This window comes from Kitasatospora sp. NPDC096140 (genome assembly GCF_040303045.1).
Classification (GTDB): Bacteria; Actinomycetota; Actinomycetes; order Streptomycetales; family Streptomycetaceae; genus Kitasatospora.
In genome coordinates this window covers 40,518-60,427 of the sequence record NZ_JBEOUW010000032.1, presented here as the reverse complement: position 1 = coordinate 60,427, position 19,910 = coordinate 40,518, and the positions used below count along the sequence as shown (strand labels likewise).

Here is a 19,910-nt window from a genome sequence, read left to right as displayed (position 1 = left end):
TCGTGATGGACGCACTCGCCGTCTTCTGGTTCATCCTGGTCGCCGCGCTGTGGACGGGTTTCTTCGTCCTGGAGGGCTTCGACCTCGGCGTCGGCATGCTGCACGCGCTGCTGGCGCGGGACGAGGCCGGGCGCCGGGCCGCGATCAACACGATCGGGCCGCTGTGGGACGGCAACGAGGTGTGGCTGATCACCGCCGGGGCGGCGATGTTCGCGGCCTTCCCGAGCTGGTACGCGACCATGTTCTCCGGCTTCTACCTGGCCATGGTCCTGCTGCTGGTCGGGCTGATCGTCCGCGGGGTCTCGTTCGAGTTCCGGGGCAAGGTCGACAGCGCCCGCTGGCACTCCACCTGGGACGTCCTGCTGACCGCCGGCAGCCTGATCGTGCCGCTGGTGATCGGGATCGCGCTGGGCGGCCTGCTGTACGGCCTGCCGATCGGGGCCGACCAGGAGTACACCGGCTCGTTCGCCGACCTGTTCACGGGCTACGGGGTCTTCACCGGCATCACCCTGGTCGCGCTGTGCGTCCTGCACGGGGCGACGTTCATCGCGCTCAAGAGCACCGACGACCTCCGCCGCCGGGCCAACCTGCTGGCCCGGCGGTCCGCCCCCGTCGTCGGCCTGGTGGTGCTGGCGTTCGTCACCTGGACGCACTCCACCGCCGGCCGCGGCGTCCTGATCAACCTCGCCGAACTCGCCGCGGTCCTGGCCGTGTTCGCCGCCGCCTGGCTGGTCGGCGCCGGACACGAGGGCTGGGCCTTCGCCGCCACCACGGTCGGGATGGCCACCACGGTGATCTCGCTCTTCGTCGAGCTCTACCCCCGGGTCATGGTGTCGAGCACCGACTCCGCGTTCGACCTGACCGTGCAGAACACCGCGTCCGGTCACTACGCGCTCAAGGTGATGACCGTGGTGGTGGCCGTCCTGCTGCCGGTCGTCCTGGCCTACCAGGGCTGGACGTACCACGTGTTCCGGCTGCGGCTGACCACCGCGCACTTCCGGACGTCGGCGGAGTAGCCTCACGGCCCTCACAGCCCCTCACGGCTCTCACAACCCTCACGGCCCTCACAGGACGGCGACCGGGTTGACCGGGGAGCCGGTGGCGCCCGGCAGCCGGAGCGGGGCCACCACGCAGAGGAACGCCCACCGCCCCTCCCGCGCGCAGAGCGGCGCCAGCTCCTCGAAGCACAGGTAGTCCAGCAGGTGCAGCCCCATCGCGTGCACGGCCAGGACGTGCACCGGGAAGTCGACGCCCTCCGTCGGGCTCGGGGCGGTGTCGTTGTTCCCGTCGCCGCCGAGCACGCAGACCCGACGGTCCGCCAGGAACTCCAGCGCGGACGGGTGGAGCCCGGCCCGCGCCCGCGCGGAGGGCCAGGCCCCGAGCTCGGCGCGGCGCTTGCGGTGGCCGACCCGGACGAGGAGCAGGTCGCCCTCGCCCACCCGGACGCCCTGGGCGGCCTCGGCCGCGGCGAGGTCCTCCGCGCCGACGTGGTCGCCCGGCTCCAGCCACGGCACGCCACGCAGCCGCGGGACGTCGAGCAGGACACCGCGGCCGACGATCCCGTCCCGGGCCGCCTCGACGGACAGCGCCGCGGCCCCGGACGCCGTGACGACGTCCGCCGGCACGCCGCCGTGCAGCGTGCCGTCGTAGACCACGTGGCACAGGGCGTCGAGGTGGCTGTCGGCGTCGCCGTGCACGTTCATGGCGAAACGGTCCATCGCGAAGTCGAGCCCGCCCGTCCGGCCGTCCGGCACCGCCGTCATGCTGTGCTGCGCCGGCTCGGGGTCGTCCGGTCCCGGCCGGGTCTGCACGGGCGCGGCGAGGCCGACCGTACGGCCGGTCCGCACCTCGGCGGCGGCGGCCGCCACGCGCGCGGGGGTGAGCGCCACCAGCGCGCCGCGCTCGCCGGCGGCCCACGCCGTCCGCGAGCGCAGCGCCCGGTACAGCTCGCCGAAGTCGGCTGCGCTCTGCGCTGCCTGTCCGGCGGTCATCCGCGCCGCTGTTGCTTGTCGAGCGCCTCGTCCAGCGTGGTGGCGGCCATGATCAGCGCGAGGTGGGTGAACGCCTGGGGGAAGTTGCCCAGTTGCTCGCCGCTGGGCCCGATCTCCTCGGCGAACAGACCGACGTGGTTGGCGTAGGTGTGCATCTTCTCGAAGGTGTAGCGCGCCTGGCGCAGCCGCCCGGCCCTGGCCAGCGCGTCCACGTACAGGAACGTGCACAGGCTGAAGGTGCCCTCCGAGCCGCGCAGGCCGTCCGGCGAGGCGGCCGGGTCGTAGCGGTAGACCAGACTGTCGGAGACCAGCTTGCGCTCCATGGCGTCCAGCGTGTTCAGCCAGCCCGGACTCCTCGGGGCGATGAACCGCAACCGGGGAATGAGCAGCAGCGAGGCGTCCAGGACGTCGCCGTCGTAGTGCTGGACGAGCGCCTGTTCGGTCTGGCTCCACCCGTGTTCCATGACCTGTTCGAGGATGGCGTCGCGGGCCGCCGTCCAGCGCACGGTGTCGGCGGGCCTGCTGTACTGCTGGGCCAGGTGCAGGGCCCGGTCGAACGCGACCCAGCACATCACCCGGCTGTAGGTGAAGTTCTGGCGCCCGCCGCGGGTCTCCCAGATGCCCTCGTCGGGCCGGTCCCAGGTCTCGGCCAGCCAGTCCACCGTGCGGGCGAGCCCCTTCCAGCCGTGGTAGCCCGACTGCGCGCCGAGCTCATGACCCTCCGCCAGCGCGTACAGCGCCTCGCCGTAGATGTCGAGCTGCAGCTGGTCGGCGGCGGCGTTCCCGGCCCGCACGGGGTGGGAGCCGCGGTAGCCCTCCAGGTGGTCCAGGATCTCCTCGGTGAGATTGGGGTCCCCGTCGACGCGGTACATGATCTGCAGGCGTTCCCCCGGGGAGTCCGCCCGGTCGTGCATCCGGTCCCCGAGCCACCTCGTGAACCTGGCCGCCTCCTCGACGAACCCGAGGTCCAGCAACGCCCGGACCGACAGCGCGCCGTCACGGACCCAGGAGTACCGGTAGTCCCAGTTGCGCTCACCGCCGACCTGCTCGGGCAGGCCCATGGTGGCGGCGGCGATCGGCGCGCCCGTGGGCGAGTAGGTGAGCAGCTTGAGGGTGATCGCCGAGCGGTTCACCATGTCCGGCCAGCGGCCGCGGTAGTGGGAGGTGCGCACCCAGTTCTGCCAGAACTCGCCGACCTCCCACATCTGCTCGTGGAGTGCGCCGAGGTCGAGCGGCGCGGGCGCCTCGCCGTCGGGTCCGCAGACGGTCAGCTGGGCCCCGGCGGACCCGCCGGCGTCCAGGACCACCTCGCCGCGGACGTCGTCCCCGTCCCGCACCAGGGGGAAGGTGCTCTGCAGGTGTGCGGCGATGCCCGGTGCGCGGAACGAGGCGCCCTCGGGGCCGAGCCGCAGCTCGTGGGCGGCCCGCCCGTAGTCGAAGCGCGGCCGGCACTCCAGGGTGAAGCGGACCCTGCCGCGCACCGCCCGCACCAGCCGGACCAGGGTGTGCCGGTCGGTGGGGCGCTGGGTGCGGTCGGGCGGCATCCAGTCCACCACCTCGCCGACGCCGTCCGGCGACATGAACCGGGTGACCAGGACGGCCGTGTCCGGGTAGTAGAGCTGTCTGCGGGTGTCCTCGGGATGCTCCGGAGACAGGCGGAAGTAGCCGCCCCGGTCGTGGTCCAGCAACGCGGCGAACACGCTCGGTGAGTCGAATCTCGGGGCCGCGAACCAGTCGATGACGCCCTCCGCGGACACCAGCGCGGTGGTCTGCAGGTCCCCCACGAGGCCGTGGTCGGCGATGAGTGGGTAGCGCTCCATGGCGTTTCTCCGAAGGTCTGCCGGACTCCGTCCGATGAAAGTCCTTCTGCTGCCACTGTCCGGTATGTTCGGCCCGCGCGCGCGATGTGACCGCCGGACCCGCCCTGACCAGGCGGCCGTCCGCCATGGGGCCTGTTGGCCCGGGCCGGGTCCACCCGGCGGGATCGCCCTCCTTGCGGCCCGCGGTCGTTTCGTCTTCAACCTCACGGTCGGCGCGGACCACGGGCCGCCAACTCGTCGAACGCCCTTTCCCACCACGGCTCCCCGACTACGCTTGCCTGCGTCAGGCCAAGATCGAACGAGGGGGGACCACCCATGCCGTACGAGACCGGCACGAGGGTGAAGCTGACCAGGGACGTGCAGGTCACCGCGGACGGCGCAGTGGCCAGGGGCGGCTCCCCCGGTCCGCTGTTCCTGGCCGAGGGCTTGCAGGGCATCGTCACGGGCTCGGCGAAGGAGGCCGGCGGCGGTGCCCAGGACCACCTCGCGAGCTTCGACCAGCAGATCCGCGGCCAACAGTTCGACCCCTTCGCGGCGAGCCTGATCGACAACCTCCGTCAGCGCGTCGTCCAGTACTCGGCGTACGACGGCGGAGCCGGTGCCCGGATCACCTACAAGGTGCGCTTCGAGAACGGGTTCGTTCTCCACGGTCTCGAAGAAGAGTGGCTGACCGGAGCCTGAGTGACCGCCCCCGCGGCCCCCGCAGGGCTGCGGGGGCCGGCCGGGCCGCGGCGATCAGCCCGGGTAGGTGATCGAGCCCAGCGGCGGGCAGGGGACGAGCGTGGTGTCGGCGCCGGGGCGTTCGACGAAGGCCCGGGCCTCGGCGGCCCGCCGGCGCCGGGTTTCCAGCTCGTCCGCGTACCAGGCGTCGCGCATCGCACGGGGCTGGTCCCACGAGCCGTCGATCAGATCGAGGCTGGTGTTGCCGGCGCTGCGCTGGAACTCCGCCTTCACGGCGGCCTGTTGGATCGCGGTCTGGGCCGCGGCGACATCGAGGCGGGTGATCAGGACACCCGGCGTGTTCGGTTCGCGGGTCGGCAGGGGGGCCTGCGGGAGCAGCGACACCCCGGTGTCGAGGCGGCCGATGTTGTCGACGGTCGCGTCCTGGGCGTCCCTCACCATGATCTGCATCTCGCGGTGCAGCCAGAAGTACTCGTCGAGGTCGGCCTGGGTGATGCGCATCCGCTCGTACAGGGCCCGGAAGCGGGGGTCCCGGTGCAGCGGAAGCATGGGGGCCATGTGGAGCGCCACGCAGTCGTTGAAGCCCCCGGACACCGCGGCCTCCAGGTGGAGGACGGTCGTGTCCGCCTGCCCCTGCGCCCACGCCAGCCCGGCGAGGCTCGCGTGGCCCGACGCGGCGAGCCAGGCACCCGCGGGGCCGAGCGCCCCGGCACGGGCGACGACGTCGTGGAGGCCCCTGGTCCCCACGCCGGGCCCCTTGCTCAGGAACTCCACCAGCACTTCGTGCAGACGGGTGGTCAGGGAGCTGACGGTGTCGACCATGGATCTCCTCGGGGCCTCGGCGGTGAAGAGCTTCAGGGCGTCAAGTCTTCGACGCCCCGCGGGAGATGACGTGCGGGCGGGGCGAGCGGTTCCGGTTCGTCCGGGCCGACGCCCTCGGGGCACCGGCAGCAGTGGTCGCAGGCCCTCGCCCGCTCCCCCTTCGGGCGGGTCTCGACGGACGGGGGTCGCCGGGGCCGGGGTCGCCGGGGGCCGGGGCCTCCGGGGCCGGCACGTGCGACGCGGCGGCCCGGCCGCGCGGTGGGAGTCCGCGCGGCCGGGCCGCTGTCAGGGCGGTGGGGTCAGTGCTGCCACACCCGCACGTAGTCGACCTGCATGTCGGCCGGGGCGACGGCCGGGTACTTGGAATCGACCGCGTTGTTCAGGATCAGGTACATCGGCGCCGAGGTGATGCCCGTGGTGATCTGCCCGACCTTCACGCCGTCGTAGTAGTAGGTGACCGAGCCCGGCGCCCACTCCGCGCCGTAGGTGTGCCAGCCGCTGTAGTCCCCGTGGGCGCAGCTGCCGGGGCCGCCCGCATCGGAGTGGAAGTGGTAGCAGGCGTCGCCGCCCAGGCCCTCCATCACGTCCATCTCACCGTCGGTCGGCCAGCTCTGGCCGTCCGTCCAGAACGCGGGCCAGTTGGCGACCTGCGAGCCGGACGGCGGCAGGTAGATCCGGGCCTCGAACGCACCGTAGGTGAACTGGGCCTTGCCGTTGGTGTTGATCAGGCCCGAGGTGTACGGGTAGGTCTTGCCGTTCACGGTGGCCGGCTTCTGGACCGCCGTCAGGTGCAGGCTGCCGCCGTTGACCGCGACCTGGGACGGGGAGTACGCGGCGGACTCCTGGGAGTTCACCGGCTGGGTCGTGCAGGTGCTGCAGCCGAACCAGTTGGGGTTCCACTTGGCGGCATCGAGCGAGCTGCCGTTGAACTCGTCCGCGAAGACCTGGTGCCAGGTACCGGGGACGCCGACCGGTCCGGCGGAGGCGCCGCCGGTCGCCGTGGGCGTGGCGGTCGGCGACGGCGTGCCCGTGGCGGACGCGGTCGCGGTGGGCGAGGGCGTACCGGTGGCGGTGGCGGTCGGCGACGGCGTGCCCGTCGCGGTGGCGGTGGGCGAGGGCGTACCCGTGGCAGTCGGGGACGGCTTCGCCGTGGCGGTCGCGGTGGCGGTCGGCGACGGCGAGGCGGTGGCCGTCCCGGTGGCCGTGGGCGACGGGCTCGACGCCGGGGCCGAGGGGGCACCCGAGGTGAAGGTGTTCACCGGGCTCAGGTTGTGCCAGCGGTTGGCGCTCTCGTACGCCACGAAGTACGTGTACGTGCCCGCCGGGAAGGTGCGGCTCTCCGGCGTGAACGTGAGCTGCGAGGAGGTCAGGGTGGCCGGGATCGCACCGCGGAAGTCGTAGTGGGCGCCGCTGGCCGACCGCACCGCGATGGTCAGCGCCTGGACCGCGGTCTGGCGCGTGGCGTGCAGCTTGGCGGTGGCCGTGACCGGGCTGCCGGCGGCGGAACCGGTCGGCGCGACCGAGATCGAGTCGACCACGACCGGCTCCGTCGAGGTGCTGGGCATGGCCCAGGCGGCTGCGCCGGTTCCGGTGGCGGCCAGCGCGATCCCGAGCGCGAGGAAGCGGCGCCCGCCGGTCGTGCTGCGGCGGTGCTTCGAGTGTTTCGCCATACGAGGAAGGACCCTTTCGTTCCCCCCTCGGCTGTGGACTCGCAGCAGCCTGAATGAGGGATGGTCCGTATGCAAGCTCGATGCCCCGGCCGGATCCGCGGCATTGATCATGCACCTGGCCAAGTCTCCTGGTCGGGCGGGGTTTCGGGATGCCGCCGCCGGCCGGCTGTGATTCGGCACACAAGCCGTTCCCCGACCGGGCCTGCGGGCCACCACTTTTCGCTCAATACGGACAAATCACACCAAAACCCCTAGGGGCTCCCGCTCTTGATCCGAATCCGGCCGGGGAACCGGGCGGCCGCGGGTCGCGGCGCATGGAGTCGCGGCCCGTGTCGCGCCCGATTTGGCCGGTTTGCGGAGCGGAGGTCGGGTAGCTTCTCTTCTCCGGCAGCCGTCCACGCGCCCCGGCCGTCCGGTCGAACACCAAGTCGATGCCGTCGCAGGGAGAGTGAGCCCCGCATGTCGAACCTGCTCGGCCGCCATCGCGCGGTCATGCCGAGGTGGATGTCGCTCTACTACGACGAGCCGATCGAGATCGTGAGCGGCCGGGGGCGCCGCGTCACCGACTCCGACGGGCGCAGCTACCTCGACTTCTTCGGCGGCATCCTCACCAACATGCTCGGGTACGACGTGCCCGAGGTCCGGGAGGCCGTCGAGCGGCAGCTGCGCACCGGGGTCGCGCACACCTCGACGCTGTACCTCATCCGCCCCCAGGTGGAGCTGGCCGAGCGGATCGCGGAACTGTCGGGCATCCCGAACGCCAAGGTCTTCTTCACCAACTCCGGCACCGAGGCCAACGAGACGGCGCTGCTGCTCGCCACCCACGCCCGCCGGTCCGACCAGGTGCTCGCCCTGCGCAACAGCTACCACGGGCGCTCGTACGCGGCCACGGCCGTGACGGGCAACCGCAGCTGGAAGAACTCCTCGCTCTCCCCCGTCAACGTGCACTACCTGCACGGCGCCGACCGCGCACGCTTCCCGCACCTGTCCGACGAGGAGTTCCTGGCCTTCTGCGCGGACGACCTGCAGCACGTCCTCGACACGGCCACCGCCACCGACGTCGCCTGCCTGATCGTGGAGCCCGTCCAGGGCGTCGGGGGCTTCACCGCCGCACCGGACGGGCTCCTCGCGAGGTACCGGGAGACCCTGGACCGGTACGGGATCCTGCTGGTCTCGGACGAGGTGCAGACGGGCTGGGGCCGTACCGGAGAGCACTTCTGGGGCATCCAGGCCCACGGCGTGACACCCCACGCCATGACCTTCGCGAAGGGCCTGGGGAACGGCTTCGCGATCGGCGGCGTCGTCGCGGACGGCGCACTGCTGGACGCACTCCCGGCCAACGGCATCTCCACCTTCGGCGGCAACCCGATCGCGACGGCGGCGGCCTGGGCCACGCTCGACTACCTGCTCGCCCACGACCTCCAGGCCAACGCACACCGGCTCGGCCGCCTGCTGATCGACGGCCTGCGGACGGCGGCGGAACGGCTGCCGATCGCGCGGGACGTTCGGGGCAAGGGCCTGATGTTCGCCGTCGACCTGATCGACCCCGGCACGGGATCACCGAGCCCGTCGCTGGCCGCCAGGGTGCTGGAGCACGCGAAGGAGCGGGGCCTGCTCATCGGCAAGGGCGGCCTCTACGGCCACGCCCTGCGGATGGCCCCCGCGCTCACCCTGACCGAGGACGAGGCCCGGGAAGGGCTCGACATCCTCGTCGACTCGCTCGCCGCCGCCTGCTGACACCGCCCCGGGCGGCCGGCACTCCCCGAGCGTGGCCAAAATCCTCCGCGATTACCTTTAGTTGAATTCGAGACATTTCATGTGCGGCTGTCGAATTCTCGACTGAGACGCAGGTCACCCTTCCATTCCGGGCAGCCGGAAAACCCTGCTGATGAAGCCTCAGTTCGCACCATCACCAACCCAACGACAGGCTGTCGACTGGGATCCGAAGGTCCATCAAGGTGCTAGCCTCTCTTCCTGCGAGTAGGAGACCAGTTCCTCCTGACTTCGCCTCAGTGTCGACCGAATGATCTGTGCGCATCCGGATTCGTGATGCGGCACGCTCGGTCCGTTCTCCTCACAGCCTCAGAGCAGGAATTGATGCCCGTTCAACCAATAGCGGAACTCGTACGGTTCGCGCGCCGCAATTCGCCCTTCTACGCGGAGCTGTACGCCGGCCTGCCGGACCGGACCGTCCGGCTGACCGACCTCCCGGTCGTCCCGCAGGCCGACTTCTGGCAGGCCAACACGCCTCGCGACAACCGGCTGCTCACCGGACCGCTGGAGGAGGCGGTGGTCTTCAAGAGCGGTGGCACCACCGGCTCGCCGAAGTTCTCGTTCTACAGCCGGGAGGAGTGGCGGGAGTTCACCACCTCCTTCGGCGCCGGGCTGGTCGATGCCGGACTGCGCCCGGGGCACCGGGTCGCCGACCTCTTCTACGCGGGCGACCTGTACGCCAGCTACACCTTCATCCTCGACGCCCTGCACCGCTCGCCCGTCGCCAACGTCCGGCTGCCGATCGGCGGGGCCGCGCCGCTGGAGTCGACCGCGCAGACCCTGGAGCAGTTCGCGGTCGAGGTGGTGGCCGGCACTCCGACCACGCTGTGCGGACTGGCCGACCACCTGCTGGCCACCGGCCGCGAACTCCCCTCCGTGGAGCTGCTGTTGTTCGGCGGCGAGGGCCTGTACCAGGACCAGGAGCCGCTGCTCGGCAAGGTCTTCCCCAACGCCCGGATCTCCTCGATCGGCTACGCCGCCGTCGACGCCGGGCTGGTCGGCCGACCGGTGGCCGGGGAGGACACCCGGGTGCACCGGGTGTTCACCCCGGAGACGGTGGTGGAGATCCTCGACGAGCACACCGGCGAGCCGATCACCCGGGCCGGCGTGCCGGGGCGGGTCGTGGTGACGGACCTGCGGCGACGGCTGATGCCGGTCCTGCGCTACCCCGTCGGGGACCGCGCCGAGTGGACCGACCCCGCCGCCGGGCAGTTCCGCATCCTCGGCCGGGCCCAGGAGGGCGTCCGGGTCGGGCCGGTGTCCCTGTACACCCAGGACGTGCTCGACCTCGTCCGGGCCGCCGACCCGGCCGGCCGGGTCACCGGTGTGCAGCTGGTCGTGCGCCGCTGGGACGGCCGGGACGGCCTGGTGCTGCGGCTGGCCTGCGACGGGAACCCGAGCGGCCTCCCCGAGCTGGCCGCCGCCGTCGAGGCCGGGATCCACGCGGCGCGACCGCTGTACCCGGAGGCGGTCGCCGCCGGCTACGTCCACCCGCTGTCCGTCAGCTGGGTGCGCCAGCAGGAACTCGCCGTCAACCCGCGGACGGGCAAGCTGATCCGCGTCCTCGACGAACGGCCGCACTCGTGACGGCCCACGGAACGGCCGCCGGGACGGCTCCCGAGACAGCCACCGAAGCGGCCCCCGCGACGACCCCCGCCGCGGGCGGCCGCCGCCTGCCGCTCGTACTGCGCAACCGGCGGTTCGGCGCCGTCTGGGCCGCCCAGGTCCTCACCCAGGCCGCCGGACGGATGTTCCAGGTCGGCGCGGTGTGGTGGCTGGTGGGATACGCCGGCGGCGCGGACCGCGGCCTGGCGTCCGGCGTCTTCCTCGCCGTCAGCACCCTGCCCGCGGTCGCGTTGGCACCGCTGGTGGCCAGGGTCATCGCCCGCTGCCCGCACCGGACGGTGCTGGGCGGCTCGGCCGCCGCCGCCGGTCTGGTCGCCCTCGGCACGGCCGTGTGGACGTACAGCACGGCGCTGCCGATGGCCGTCGCGTACGGCGCGGCGCTGCTGCTGGCCGGCTGCCAGGCGCTCTTCGACCCCTGTCTGACCACCTCCGTGCCGGAGCTGGTCGAGGACGCCGACATCGAGGCCGCAACCGGCTTCGAGCTCGCCACCCAGTCGCTGGCCGGGCTGGCCGGCGGCCTGCTGGGCCCGCTGGTGGTGGACGCCGCCGGGCCGGCGGGGATCATCACCGGGTGCGCCGGCGCCTACCTGCTGGCGGCCGCCCTGATCGGCGCGACCCGCTTCCCCACCGGCCCGGACGCCCACGCCACGGACCAGGCCAAGGACGCCCGGGCCCCGGACGGCGGCGGACCCGCCGCGCCACGGCCACTGCGCCGGATCCTGGCCGAACTCCCCTTCGTCCGACGGGTGTTGCTCTGCTTCGCCGCGGCGAACCTGTTCACCACGGCGGTGTTCGTGGTGATGCCCCTGTTCACCCGCGCGGTGCTGCACTCCGACGGCTCGACCGTCGCCGCACTGGAGGCGGCCCTCGGCGCCGGCACCCTGGTGGGCTCGTTCACCGGCGGCCGCGTCCCGGGCTCCCCCACCGCGGTCGGCGCCGGATGTCTCGGCCTGCTGGCCGTCGCGCTCGGCCTGCCCGGTCTGCTCGGCAGCCAGGCCGCGGCCGTGGGGTCGATGGCGGTCGCCGGCTGGTGCGTGGGCGTGATCGGTGTCCGGTTCGTCGCGCTGTTCCAGCGGCTGGTGCCGACCGGGGACCGGGCGGGCTTCTTCGCCGTGATGCAGGCGCTGCTGGGCGCCACCTTCCCGGTGTCCTCCCTGGTGTTCGGCCTGCTCGGCGACCACCTCTCACCGCGCACGCTCTGCCTGGTCCAGGCCCTCGGCGTCCTCCCGGTCGCCGCCGCCCTGTGGTGGACCGGCCGACGCGAACCGGCCACCCCCGACCCCTCGCCGGCCCCGCAGGGAGCCCCGGCCGCGCAACCGATCGAGGACGCCCGATGACCGTGACGATCGCCCCCGCGGCCCCCCAGGACGTCGCCCAGCTGCGCCAGCTCTACTTCGACGTCTACGGCCACGGATATCCCGTCGCGCTCGGCAGCGACCCGGCCGAGATGCGCCGCCTGATCGCCGACCCGCACACCCACTGGCTCACCGCACGCCGCGAGGACACCGGCCACCTGGTCGGGTCGGTGGCCGTGCAGACCGACCCCGGCAGCCGGATCGGCAAGCTGGTCGGCCTGGCCGTCCACCCCGAGCAGCGCGGCGGCGGCCTGGCCGGCCGGCTGACCGCCGCGGTCTGCGCGGACGCCTTCGCGACCGGCGCCCAGGACTCGATCTACGCGACCGTGCGGGTGGTCACCCCGGGCCCGCAGCAGGTCTTCGCCCGCAACGGCTTCCGCGCCCTCGGCCTGCTGCCGAACGCGGTCGAGGTGGCGGGCTGCGAGAGCCTGGCGCTGTTCGCCCGGCACGCCGACGGCGTCCTGGCCCGACGCGAGAGCGTCGACCTGGTGCCCGGAGCCCTGCTCCCCCTGCTGGAGGCCGCGCGGCAGAGCACCGGCGTCCACTACGGCGACCCGCAGCCGGTGGACGGCCCGCTCGCCCCCGGCGGGCGCAGCGCCCCGGTGACCGCGCCGATGGAGCTGATCACCGCACCCGCCTTCGTCCGCCGCCGGTTCCTGGAGCTCTTCCCCGACCCTGCGCAGCGGTTCTTCCCGCTGCACGTCCCGAACGCCGTCCTCACTCCGCCGGACGGCGCGTTCGAGGCGTACGCCGACCTGGACCCGGTCGCGGCGAGCTGCTCGCTGGTGGCGGTGCACCCCTCCCCGGCCGCCGTCACCGGTGCGCTGGAGCCGCTGATGGCGGCCGTGACCCGCGCGGGCGCCGACTACGTCGAGACGCTGCTGCCGCTGTCCGACACCGCCGGGCTGCACGCCTTCCTGGCGGCCGGGTTCATCCCGAGCGCCGTCTACCCGGCGATGCGCCGGATCGGCGAACGCTTCCACGACTACGTCGTGCTGTCCCGCACCAGCCGTCAGATCGACTTCAGGACCACCGCCGTCGGCAGCCCGCTCCAGCCGTACCTGCCGGCCTACCTGACCGCCTGGACCTCGACCTACCTGCCCCTTCCCCTGGCCGAGGTCGCCCCATGACCGATCCCGAGGTTGCCCCGTGAACATCCATCTCGCGCCCGTCGAGGTCCCGGACCCCGCCGCGCTCCCGCACGTCCAGCAGCTGTGCGACCTGGCCGCCCCGTACGCGGCGGGGCCGGAGACCGACCGCCTGTTCGCCGCCGCGATGGCGGAGAGCCACGCCTGGCACGCGCAGCGCTCGCCGTTCTACCGCTCCCTGCTGGACGGCCCGGCGGAGGCCGCCGCGCCGACCGTCGGCGAGGACGTCCGCACGCCCCTGGTGCACGCCAACTTCTTCAAGCGGCACGAGGTGCTCTCCATCCCGCGGGAGGAGGTCTTCCTCCACCTGACCTCCTCCGGCACCACCGGCCAGAAGTCGCAGATGTTCTTCGACGCGTGGACGATCCGGTCCGCCCAGCGCATGGTGGCCCGGATCTTCGACCACTACGGCTGGATCACCCCCGACCAGCCGGTCAACTACCTGCTCTACAGCTACGAGCCCGCCCCGCAGCTCAAGCTCGGCACCTCGTTCACCGACAACTACCTCTGCGACTTCGCCCCGGCCCACCACACCACGCACGCCCTGCGGCACACCGGCGGCGGCCACGAGTTCGACGTCCACGGCTGCATCGCCGCGCTGCAGCGCTACGCTGAGGACGGCCTGCCGGTCCGGATCCTCGGCTTCCCCGCGTTCCTGCACTTCACCCTGGAACGGATGCGGACCCTCGGCCTGCCGCCGCTGCAGCTGCCGGCCGGCTCGCTGGTCCTGCTCGGCGGCGGCTGGAAGGGGCACACCGACCGGCAGATCGGCAAGGACGAGTTCTACGCCGCGGTCACCGAGCAGCTGGGCGTCCCCTCGGAGCGGATCCGGGACACCTTCGGCTCGGTCGAGCACTGCGTGCCGTACATCGAGTGCGAGCACCACCGCCTGCACGTCCCGGTCTGGTCGCGGGCCGCGGTGCGCGACACCCGCACCCTGCAGCCGCTGCCGTTCGGCGAACGCGGCTTCCTCCACCTGGTCTCCCCGTACATCACCTCGGTGCCGGCGCAGAGCGTCGTCATGGGCGACCTCGCCTCGCTGCACCCGGCGCAGGAGTGCCCCTGCCCGCTTCCCACGCCGTGGTTCACCGTCCACGGGCGTGCCGGCGTCAGCCGCAACCGCACCTGCGCGGCGGCCGCCGCCGAACTCCTGAAGGGACTGTCGTGAACCCGGAAACCATGAACCCCGAGGCCCTGAACCCGGAAGCCGTAAACCGGGAAGCCGTGAACCCCGGGGTCGTGAACCCCGAGGCCGTGGAGTCCGAGGCCGTGAACCCCGAACTCGCGGCGGCCGGAGTGCACTTCTGGCAGGGCTCGTTCGTCGACGACGAGGAGGCCGCCCGCCGGCTCGCCGAGCTCCCGGAGCTCGCCGCCCGCACCCTCGCCGAACCGCTGCCCACCGAACTGGTGCTGAGCGCCTGCCGGCGCCTCGCCGACGCCCTCGGCGCGCCGGACGGCCCCGTCCGCGCCCGCCTGCTCGGCGTGCTGACCGACGGCGGCACCGACCCGGAGGAGGCCGCCGCGACCCTCTCCGAGATCGCCGACGCGATCAGCCGTCCGGCCCTGGAGCGCAAGCTCCGGCGCGAACTCGGCGGGCTGCACCCCGAGCGCCTCACCCGGCCCGACGCCCGGGAGACCACCTTCGAGGCCTGGGCACCGGTCGGGCTGCTGGTCCACATCGCCCCCGGCAACGCGGCCGCCGTCGCGCCGTTGAGCGTCATCGAGGGTCTGCTCACCGGCAACCTCAACGTGCTGAAGACCAGCAGCGGCGACACCCTGCTCGCCCAGCACCTGCTCGCCGAGCTGGCCGCCGCCGACCCGACCGGCACCCTGGCCCGCCGCATCGTCGTGCTGCGCTTCTCCTCCGCCCGCACCGCGTGGCTGCGCCTGCTGTGCGCGTCCGCCGACGCGGTGGCGGTCTGGGGCGGCGAGGACGCCGTCCGCTCGGTCGCCGAGCTGGTGCCGGCCGGCTGCCGGCTGATCGAGTGGGGCCACCGGATCTCCTTCGCCTACCTGACCCGTGACGCCTGGTCGGACGGGGCGACGCTGGACGCACTCGCCGCCGACGTCTGCCGCTTCGAGCAGCAGGCCTGCTCCAGCCCCCAGGTGGTCTACCTCGACACCGAGGACCACACCGAGGTCTTCGCGTTCGCCGAACGCTTCGCGGCCCACCTCGCCGCCGCCTCCGCCGAGCTGCCCCGGCCCGAGCTCGAACCGGCCGAGCACGCCGAGATCACCACCACCGAACTCGTCGCGCGGCTGGAGGAACACCTCGGCCTCACCCGGGTCATCGCCGCCGAGGACGGGTCCTGGCGCGTCCTCGCCGACACCCGCCCGGCCCTGGCGGCCTCACCGCTCAACCGCAGCGTCTGGGTCAAGCCGCTGCCCCGCACCGCCGTGATGACCGTGCTGCGCCCGATGCGCCGCTACCTGCAGACCGCCGCGATCGGCGGCAGCCGCGCCGACGTCGCCCGGCTGTCGCAGGCCGTGCTCGCCGCGGGCGCGCTGCGGGTCACCCCGGTCGGCGGGATGCTCGACGGCTACCACGGCGAGCCCCACGACGGCGTCTACGCGCTCCAGCGCTACAGCCGGCGCGTCAGCGTCCGGGCGGACGAGGCCTTCACCACCACCGCCTGCCTGGACGACCTGGCGGCCCCCGCCGTCGTCCCGGCCGCTCCGAGCGGCCCGCTGCTCGACAAGGCCGGCGTGCAGGAGCAGCTGCGCACCCTCGAACCGGCCCACGCCCACCTGTACTTCCGCAGCGGCGGCAGCACCGGCGTCCCGGCCCTGTCGGTGTTCACCAACGCCGACTACGACACCCAGATGCGGGCCGCCGCCGACGGCCTGCTCGCCGCCGGGTTCGACCCGGCGCGGGACCGCGCCGCCAACCTCTTCTACTGCGGCGGCATGTACGGGAGCTTCATCAGCTTCTTCTCGATCCTGGAACGCCTCAACGCCACCCAACTGCCCATCGCCGCCGGCCCCGACCACGCCGCCACCGCCGAGGCGCTGGTGACGCACGGCGCCGACGCGGTGTTCGGCATGCCCTCCTACCTCTGGCAGCTGTTCCACGCCGAGGGCGCGGCACTGCGCGCCTACGGCGGGATCCGCAAGGTGTTCTACGGCGGCGAGCACTTCACGGCGGAGCAACGCCGGGTGCTCACCGAGGAGTTCGGCGTCGAGGTGATCCGCTCGGCGGCGTACGGCAGCACCGACCTGGGGCCGCTCGGCTACCAGTGCACGCACGCCGAGGGCTCGGTCCACCACGTCCTGACCGACCTGCACACGCTGGAGATCCTGGACCCGCAGGCCGACCGCCCGGCCCCCGCCGGTCAGCCGGGCCGCCTGGTGTTCACCAGCCGCACCCGTGCGGGGCAGCGCCTGGAGCGCTACCAGATCGGCGACCTCGGCCGCTCGGTCGAGGGCGTCTGCCCGTGCGGCAGCCACACCCCGCGGATCGAACTCCTCGGCCGGTACGGGGACGTCGTCCGGGTCGGCACGTACTTCCTCAACGTCCGGCGCTTCATCGCGGTGGCGGAGGAGCGCCTCGGCTACCGCGGCGAGCTGCAGCTGATCCTGGACGCCGGCGACGGCCGGGAGCGGGTCACCGTCCGCCTCGACGAGAGGTACGCCCCCGACCCCGCGGCCGCGGCGGCCGCCTTCCCGGCCGCCATCCCCGAGCTCGCCTCCGCCGTGGACGAGGACCTGCTCGCCTTCACGGTCGAGACGGCCGGCAGCGGGGCCTTCGAGCGGACGGCCACCAGCGGCAAGCTCCGCACGGTGATCGACCGGCGACAGCTCACGCTGTGATCCGCCGGTAGCACCGCACGCGGCCGGGGCCCGGGACACCGGGCCCCGGCCGTGGTCACGGCCGTGGTCACGGCCGGTCCTCGGGCGGTGCCAGACCCGCGGTGCGCGCGGCGAGGCGCGCCTGGGCGGTGAAGAGGCGGTCCCGCGCCTCCCGGTCGAGCGAGTCGAAGTGCCCGTGCGCCTCAAGGGTGACGAAGCCGTGCACGGTGGCCCACGCCAGCAGCATCGCCTCCCCGGCGTCGGGCACCAGCGGGCTGCCGAGCCGGCCGCGCTCGGCCGTGTCCGCGACGATCTCGGCCACGTGCTCCATCACCCGCCGGCCGGCCGCCACGGTCGGGCCGTCCTCCGGGGCCGCGTACCCGGGCACTGGGGATCCGAAGATGAGGGCGAAGCGCTCCGGGTTCCGTTGCGCCCACGCGCGGTAGGCCGTGCAGGTGGCCAGGAAGCGACCGTCCAGGTCCTCCGGCGGGACCGTGTCCCGCGTCGCCGCCAGCGCGCCCGACAGGCCGTCGTAGGAATCGGCGACCAGGGCGGTCAGCAGCTCGTCCCGGTCGGCGAAGTAGCGGTACAGCGCGGGCGGGGTCATGCCCATGCTGCGGGCGATGTCGGTGAAGCGGAGGTTGGCGCTGCCGTGCTCGACGATCAGGCCCAGGGCCGCGTGCTTGATCTCCTCCACGGTGCCGGCCCGCACCCGCTCACGGCGGCTCAGCCCGCCGCTCACCCCGTTCGGCCCGTTCGACCCGTTCATCCTGTTCACCCCGTTCGCCCCGCCCGTCATCGCGTCTCCATCGGCTCCGTGCGGCAGTCACGGCATTGACAATCCGTACCCGTCGCAGGAAACGTTACGCCACATCAGAAGCGTTATGAAGCGTAACGCTCTGCTGGGGCGGAGCCCCGCACGACGTACGGAGGACCCCATGTCCCAGGGACCGCAGGGCGACCGGCGCACGGCCGCCGGTGACGCCGGGCCGCACCGGCCCGGCCCGCTGGGCCGAATAGCCGGCTGGAGCTTCCGCAACCGCGGCCGCACGGTGCTGCTGTGGCTGCTCGCCGCCGGCGTGGCCCTCGGGCTCTCGGTCGGCCTCGGCGCGAAGTACAGCGCGGACTACTCCGCACCCGGTTCGGACTCCAAGCAGGCCCAGGAACTGCTGGCCCAGGACTTCCCGGGGCTGGGCGGCGAAACGATCAGCCTGGTGCTGACCTCCGACAACGGCGTGACCGACGACGCGAGCCGCGCCCGCGTCCGGGGCCTGCTCGCCCGGATGTCCGAGGTGCCGCACGTCAGCGGCATCGACGACCCGTACGGTCCGCGCGGCAAGGTGTCGGCCGACGGCCGCACCGCCCTGGGACAGATCCACCTCGACGTCGCCAATGCCCCCGACATGCCCAAGGCGGACACCCGACGGCTGCTCGACCTCGCCCGGCCGGCCGACGGCGGACTGCACGTCCACCTCGGGGGCATGACGGTCCAGCAGACCGAGCAGGGCTCGATCGGCTCGGAGGGCATCGGCATGGCGGCCGCCGCCCTGATCCTGGTGCTCACCTTCGGCTCGGTCGTGGCCGCCGGCCTGCCGCTGCTCACGGCGCTCGGAGGACTCGCGGTGAGCAGCACCCTGCTGCCGGTCCTCGCGGCGGTCATGCCGGTGCCGGACTGGTCGACCTCGCTCGCCGCGATGCTCGGCATCGGCGTCGGCATCGACTACGCGCTGCTCCTGGTCACCCGGTTCCGCGAGTGGCGCGACGAGGGGCTGGCACCCGAGGCCGCCACGGTCGCCGCGCTGGACACCGCCGGCCGCGCGGTCGTGGTCGCCGGGATGACCGTGGTGGTCAGCATGCTCGGGCTGTTCGCGATGGGCCTGTCGTTCATGCGCGGTGCCGCGGTCTCGGCCATCCTCTCCGTGCTCGTGGTGCTCGCCGCGTCCGCCACCCTCTTCCCCGCCCTGCTCGGCTACCTCGGGCGGCACATCGAGCGCCTGCGGCTGCCGCTGCCCCGGCGCCGCGTCGCGCAGCCCGGGAGCACGGTCGCCGCCGGCTGGCTGCGCTGGAGCCGACTGGTCGAACGCCACCGCGTCCTCGGTGCCGTCATCGGGGTCGTCGTGCTGCTGGCCCTGGCGGCGCCGTTCCTCGGCGTGCGCTTCGGCTTCCCCGACGCGGGCAACGACCCCGCCGGACGCTCCAACCGGCTGGCGTACGACTCGGTGGCCGCCGGCTTCGGGCCGGGCAGCAACGGGCCGCTGCTGCTGGTCGCCGAGGTGTCGCCGGACGCCCCCGCCGACGCGACGGCCGCACTGCCCGCCGCGCTGCGAGCGGCGCCCGGCGTCGCGGCCGTCACCCCTCCGGTGCCGGGCTCCGACGGGCGTTCGCTGCTGCTGACCGTCGTTCCGGACGGCGGGCCGCAGAGCACGGCGACCAAGGCCCTGGTCCGCGACCTCCGCGAACACGTCATCCCCGCCGCCGCCGGCCCCGGCGTCCGGGTGCACGTCGGCGGGGCGACCGCCACGGCGATCGACAGCACCGACAACATCGCCCGCCGCATCCCGCTGCTCGTCGGCGGCGTGGTCACGGTCTCGATGCTCCTGCTGCTCGTGGCCTTCCGCAGCCTGGCCGTCGCCCTCAAGGCCGCCGTGATGAACCTGCTCTCGGTCGGGGCCGCGTACGGCGTGGTCGCCCTCGTCCTGGAGGGCGGCACCGCCGGGCGGCTGATCGGCATCGACAACCCCACCCCGCTGCCCGCCTTCGTCCCCGTGCTGACCTTCGCCGTCCTGTTCGGACTCTCGATGGACTACGAGGTGTTCCTGGTCAGTCGCATGCGCGAAGCCTGGCTGCACTCGGGCGACAACGCGGAGTCCATCGTCAGCGGGCTGGCGGGCACCGCGCGGGTGATCACCGCAGCGGCGGCCATCATGGTCGCCGTGTTCGCGGCCTTCGTCCCGTCCCCCGACCTGCCGATCAAGGTGATCGGGGTCGGGATGGGATCGGCCATCCTGATCGACGCCACGCTGGTCCGGCTGCTGCTGGTGCCGGCCGTGATGCACCTGCTCGGACGCGGCAACTGGTGGCTGCCGGCCTGGCTGGACCGTCGGCTGCCCCAGCTCCACGTCGAGGGGCACACCGAGCACTACCGGCCGGCAGCCGCGTCCGAGGCACCCCGTTCCCCGGCGGTGGTCGGCTGACCGTGGCCGGCTGACGGTGGTCGGCTGACCGGGTGCGGGCC

At 73.3% G+C, this 19,910-nt stretch carries 14 protein-coding genes; 9 read left to right on the top strand and 5 right to left on the bottom strand.

The window, feature by feature from the left end:
* The first annotated feature begins 5 nt into the window (after positions 1-5).
* Positions 6-1,016, top strand: coding sequence for a cytochrome d ubiquinol oxidase subunit II (cydB, locus tag ABT048_RS28670; protein WP_350524459.1), 1,011 nt, complete (start codon positions 6-8; stop codon positions 1,014-1,016).
* A gap of 48 nt (positions 1,017-1,064) precedes the next feature.
* Here the strand turns inward: cydB and ABT048_RS28665 are convergent, their stop codons facing one another.
* Both ABT048_RS28665 and ABT048_RS28660 read right to left on the bottom strand, forming a co-directional pair.
* On the bottom strand, positions 1,065-1,991 hold the full coding sequence (locus ABT048_RS28665) for a cyclase family protein (protein ID WP_350524425.1): 927 nt from the start codon (positions 1,989-1,991) through the stop codon (positions 1,065-1,067).
* A complete protein-coding gene (locus ABT048_RS28660; RefSeq protein ID WP_350524424.1) occupies positions 1,988-3,811 on the bottom strand; it encodes a glycoside hydrolase family 15 protein in 1,824 nt (607 codons plus the stop codon). Before ABT048_RS28660 ends, ABT048_RS28665 begins: the two co-directional genes overlap by 4 nt.
* Positions 3,812-4,126: 315 nt before the next feature.
* On the opposite strand from ABT048_RS28660, the gene ABT048_RS28655 reads away from it, so the two are divergent.
* Positions 4,127-4,492, top strand: a complete 366-nt coding sequence (locus ABT048_RS28655; RefSeq protein ID WP_350524423.1) for a hypothetical protein — start codon at positions 4,127-4,129, stop codon at positions 4,490-4,492.
* Between the two features lie 54 nt (positions 4,493-4,546).
* Here ABT048_RS28655 and ABT048_RS28650 read toward each other — a convergent pair whose 3' ends face one another.
* Both ABT048_RS28650 and ABT048_RS28645 read right to left on the bottom strand, forming a co-directional pair.
* Positions 4,547-5,314 carry a hypothetical protein gene (locus ABT048_RS28650; protein ID WP_350524422.1) on the bottom strand — a complete coding sequence of 256 codons (768 nt, stop codon included), beginning with the start codon at positions 5,312-5,314 and terminating at the stop codon, positions 4,547-4,549.
* A 299-nt stretch (positions 5,315-5,613) separates the two neighbouring features.
* Positions 5,614-6,984 carry a family 16 glycosylhydrolase gene (locus ABT048_RS28645; RefSeq protein ID WP_350524421.1) on the bottom strand — a complete coding sequence of 457 codons (1,371 nt, stop codon included), beginning with the start codon at positions 6,982-6,984 and terminating at the stop codon, positions 5,614-5,616.
* 459 nt (positions 6,985-7,443) lie between these two features.
* Here ABT048_RS28645 and ABT048_RS28640 point away from each other — a divergent pair, with 459 nt between their 5' ends.
* The 6 genes from ABT048_RS28640 to ABT048_RS28615 all read left to right on the top strand — a co-directional run bounded on the left by ABT048_RS28640 (position 7,444) and on the right by ABT048_RS28615 (position 16,696).
* Positions 7,444-8,721, top strand: a complete 1,278-nt coding sequence (locus ABT048_RS28640; RefSeq protein ID WP_350524420.1) for an aspartate aminotransferase family protein — start codon at positions 7,444-7,446, stop codon at positions 8,719-8,721.
* A gap of 360 nt (positions 8,722-9,081) precedes the next feature.
* The gene (locus ABT048_RS28635; RefSeq protein ID WP_350524419.1) at positions 9,082-10,344 is read left to right on the top strand and encodes a phenylacetate--CoA ligase family protein; all 1,263 of its coding nucleotides are present in this window, start codon (positions 9,082-9,084) and stop codon (positions 10,342-10,344) included.
* A complete protein-coding gene (locus ABT048_RS28630; RefSeq protein WP_350524418.1) occupies positions 10,341-11,720 on the top strand; it encodes an MFS transporter in 1,380 nt (459 codons plus the stop codon). Before ABT048_RS28635 ends, ABT048_RS28630 begins: the two co-directional genes overlap by 4 nt.
* Positions 11,717-12,868, top strand: a complete 1,152-nt coding sequence (locus tag ABT048_RS28625; RefSeq protein WP_350524417.1) for a GNAT family N-acetyltransferase — start codon at positions 11,717-11,719, stop codon at positions 12,866-12,868. The genes ABT048_RS28630 and ABT048_RS28625 overlap by 4 nt, the downstream gene beginning before the upstream one ends.
* Positions 12,869-12,887: 19 nt before the next feature.
* Positions 12,888-14,054 carry a LuxE/PaaK family acyltransferase gene (locus ABT048_RS28620; protein ID WP_350524416.1) on the top strand — a complete coding sequence of 389 codons (1,167 nt, stop codon included), beginning with the start codon at positions 12,888-12,890 and terminating at the stop codon, positions 14,052-14,054.
* Positions 14,051-16,696: an acyl-CoA reductase gene (locus ABT048_RS28615; protein ID WP_350524415.1), complete on the top strand. Its 2,646-nt coding sequence runs from the start codon at positions 14,051-14,053 to the stop codon at positions 16,694-16,696. The genes ABT048_RS28620 and ABT048_RS28615 overlap by 4 nt, the downstream gene beginning before the upstream one ends.
* Before the next feature lie 67 nt (positions 16,697-16,763).
* Here ABT048_RS28615 and ABT048_RS28610 read toward each other — a convergent pair whose 3' ends face one another.
* Positions 16,764-17,444 (bottom strand): TetR/AcrR family transcriptional regulator, encoded by a 681-nt coding sequence (locus ABT048_RS28610; protein ID WP_350524414.1) that lies wholly within the window; start codon positions 17,442-17,444, stop codon positions 16,764-16,766.
* Between the two features lie 169 nt (positions 17,445-17,613).
* Here ABT048_RS28610 and ABT048_RS28605 point away from each other — a divergent pair, with 169 nt between their 5' ends.
* Positions 17,614-19,869 carry an MMPL family transporter gene (locus ABT048_RS28605; RefSeq protein ID WP_350524413.1) on the top strand — a complete coding sequence of 752 codons (2,256 nt, stop codon included), beginning with the start codon at positions 17,614-17,616 and terminating at the stop codon, positions 19,867-19,869.
* The last annotated feature ends 41 nt before the right edge of the window (positions 19,870-19,910 follow it).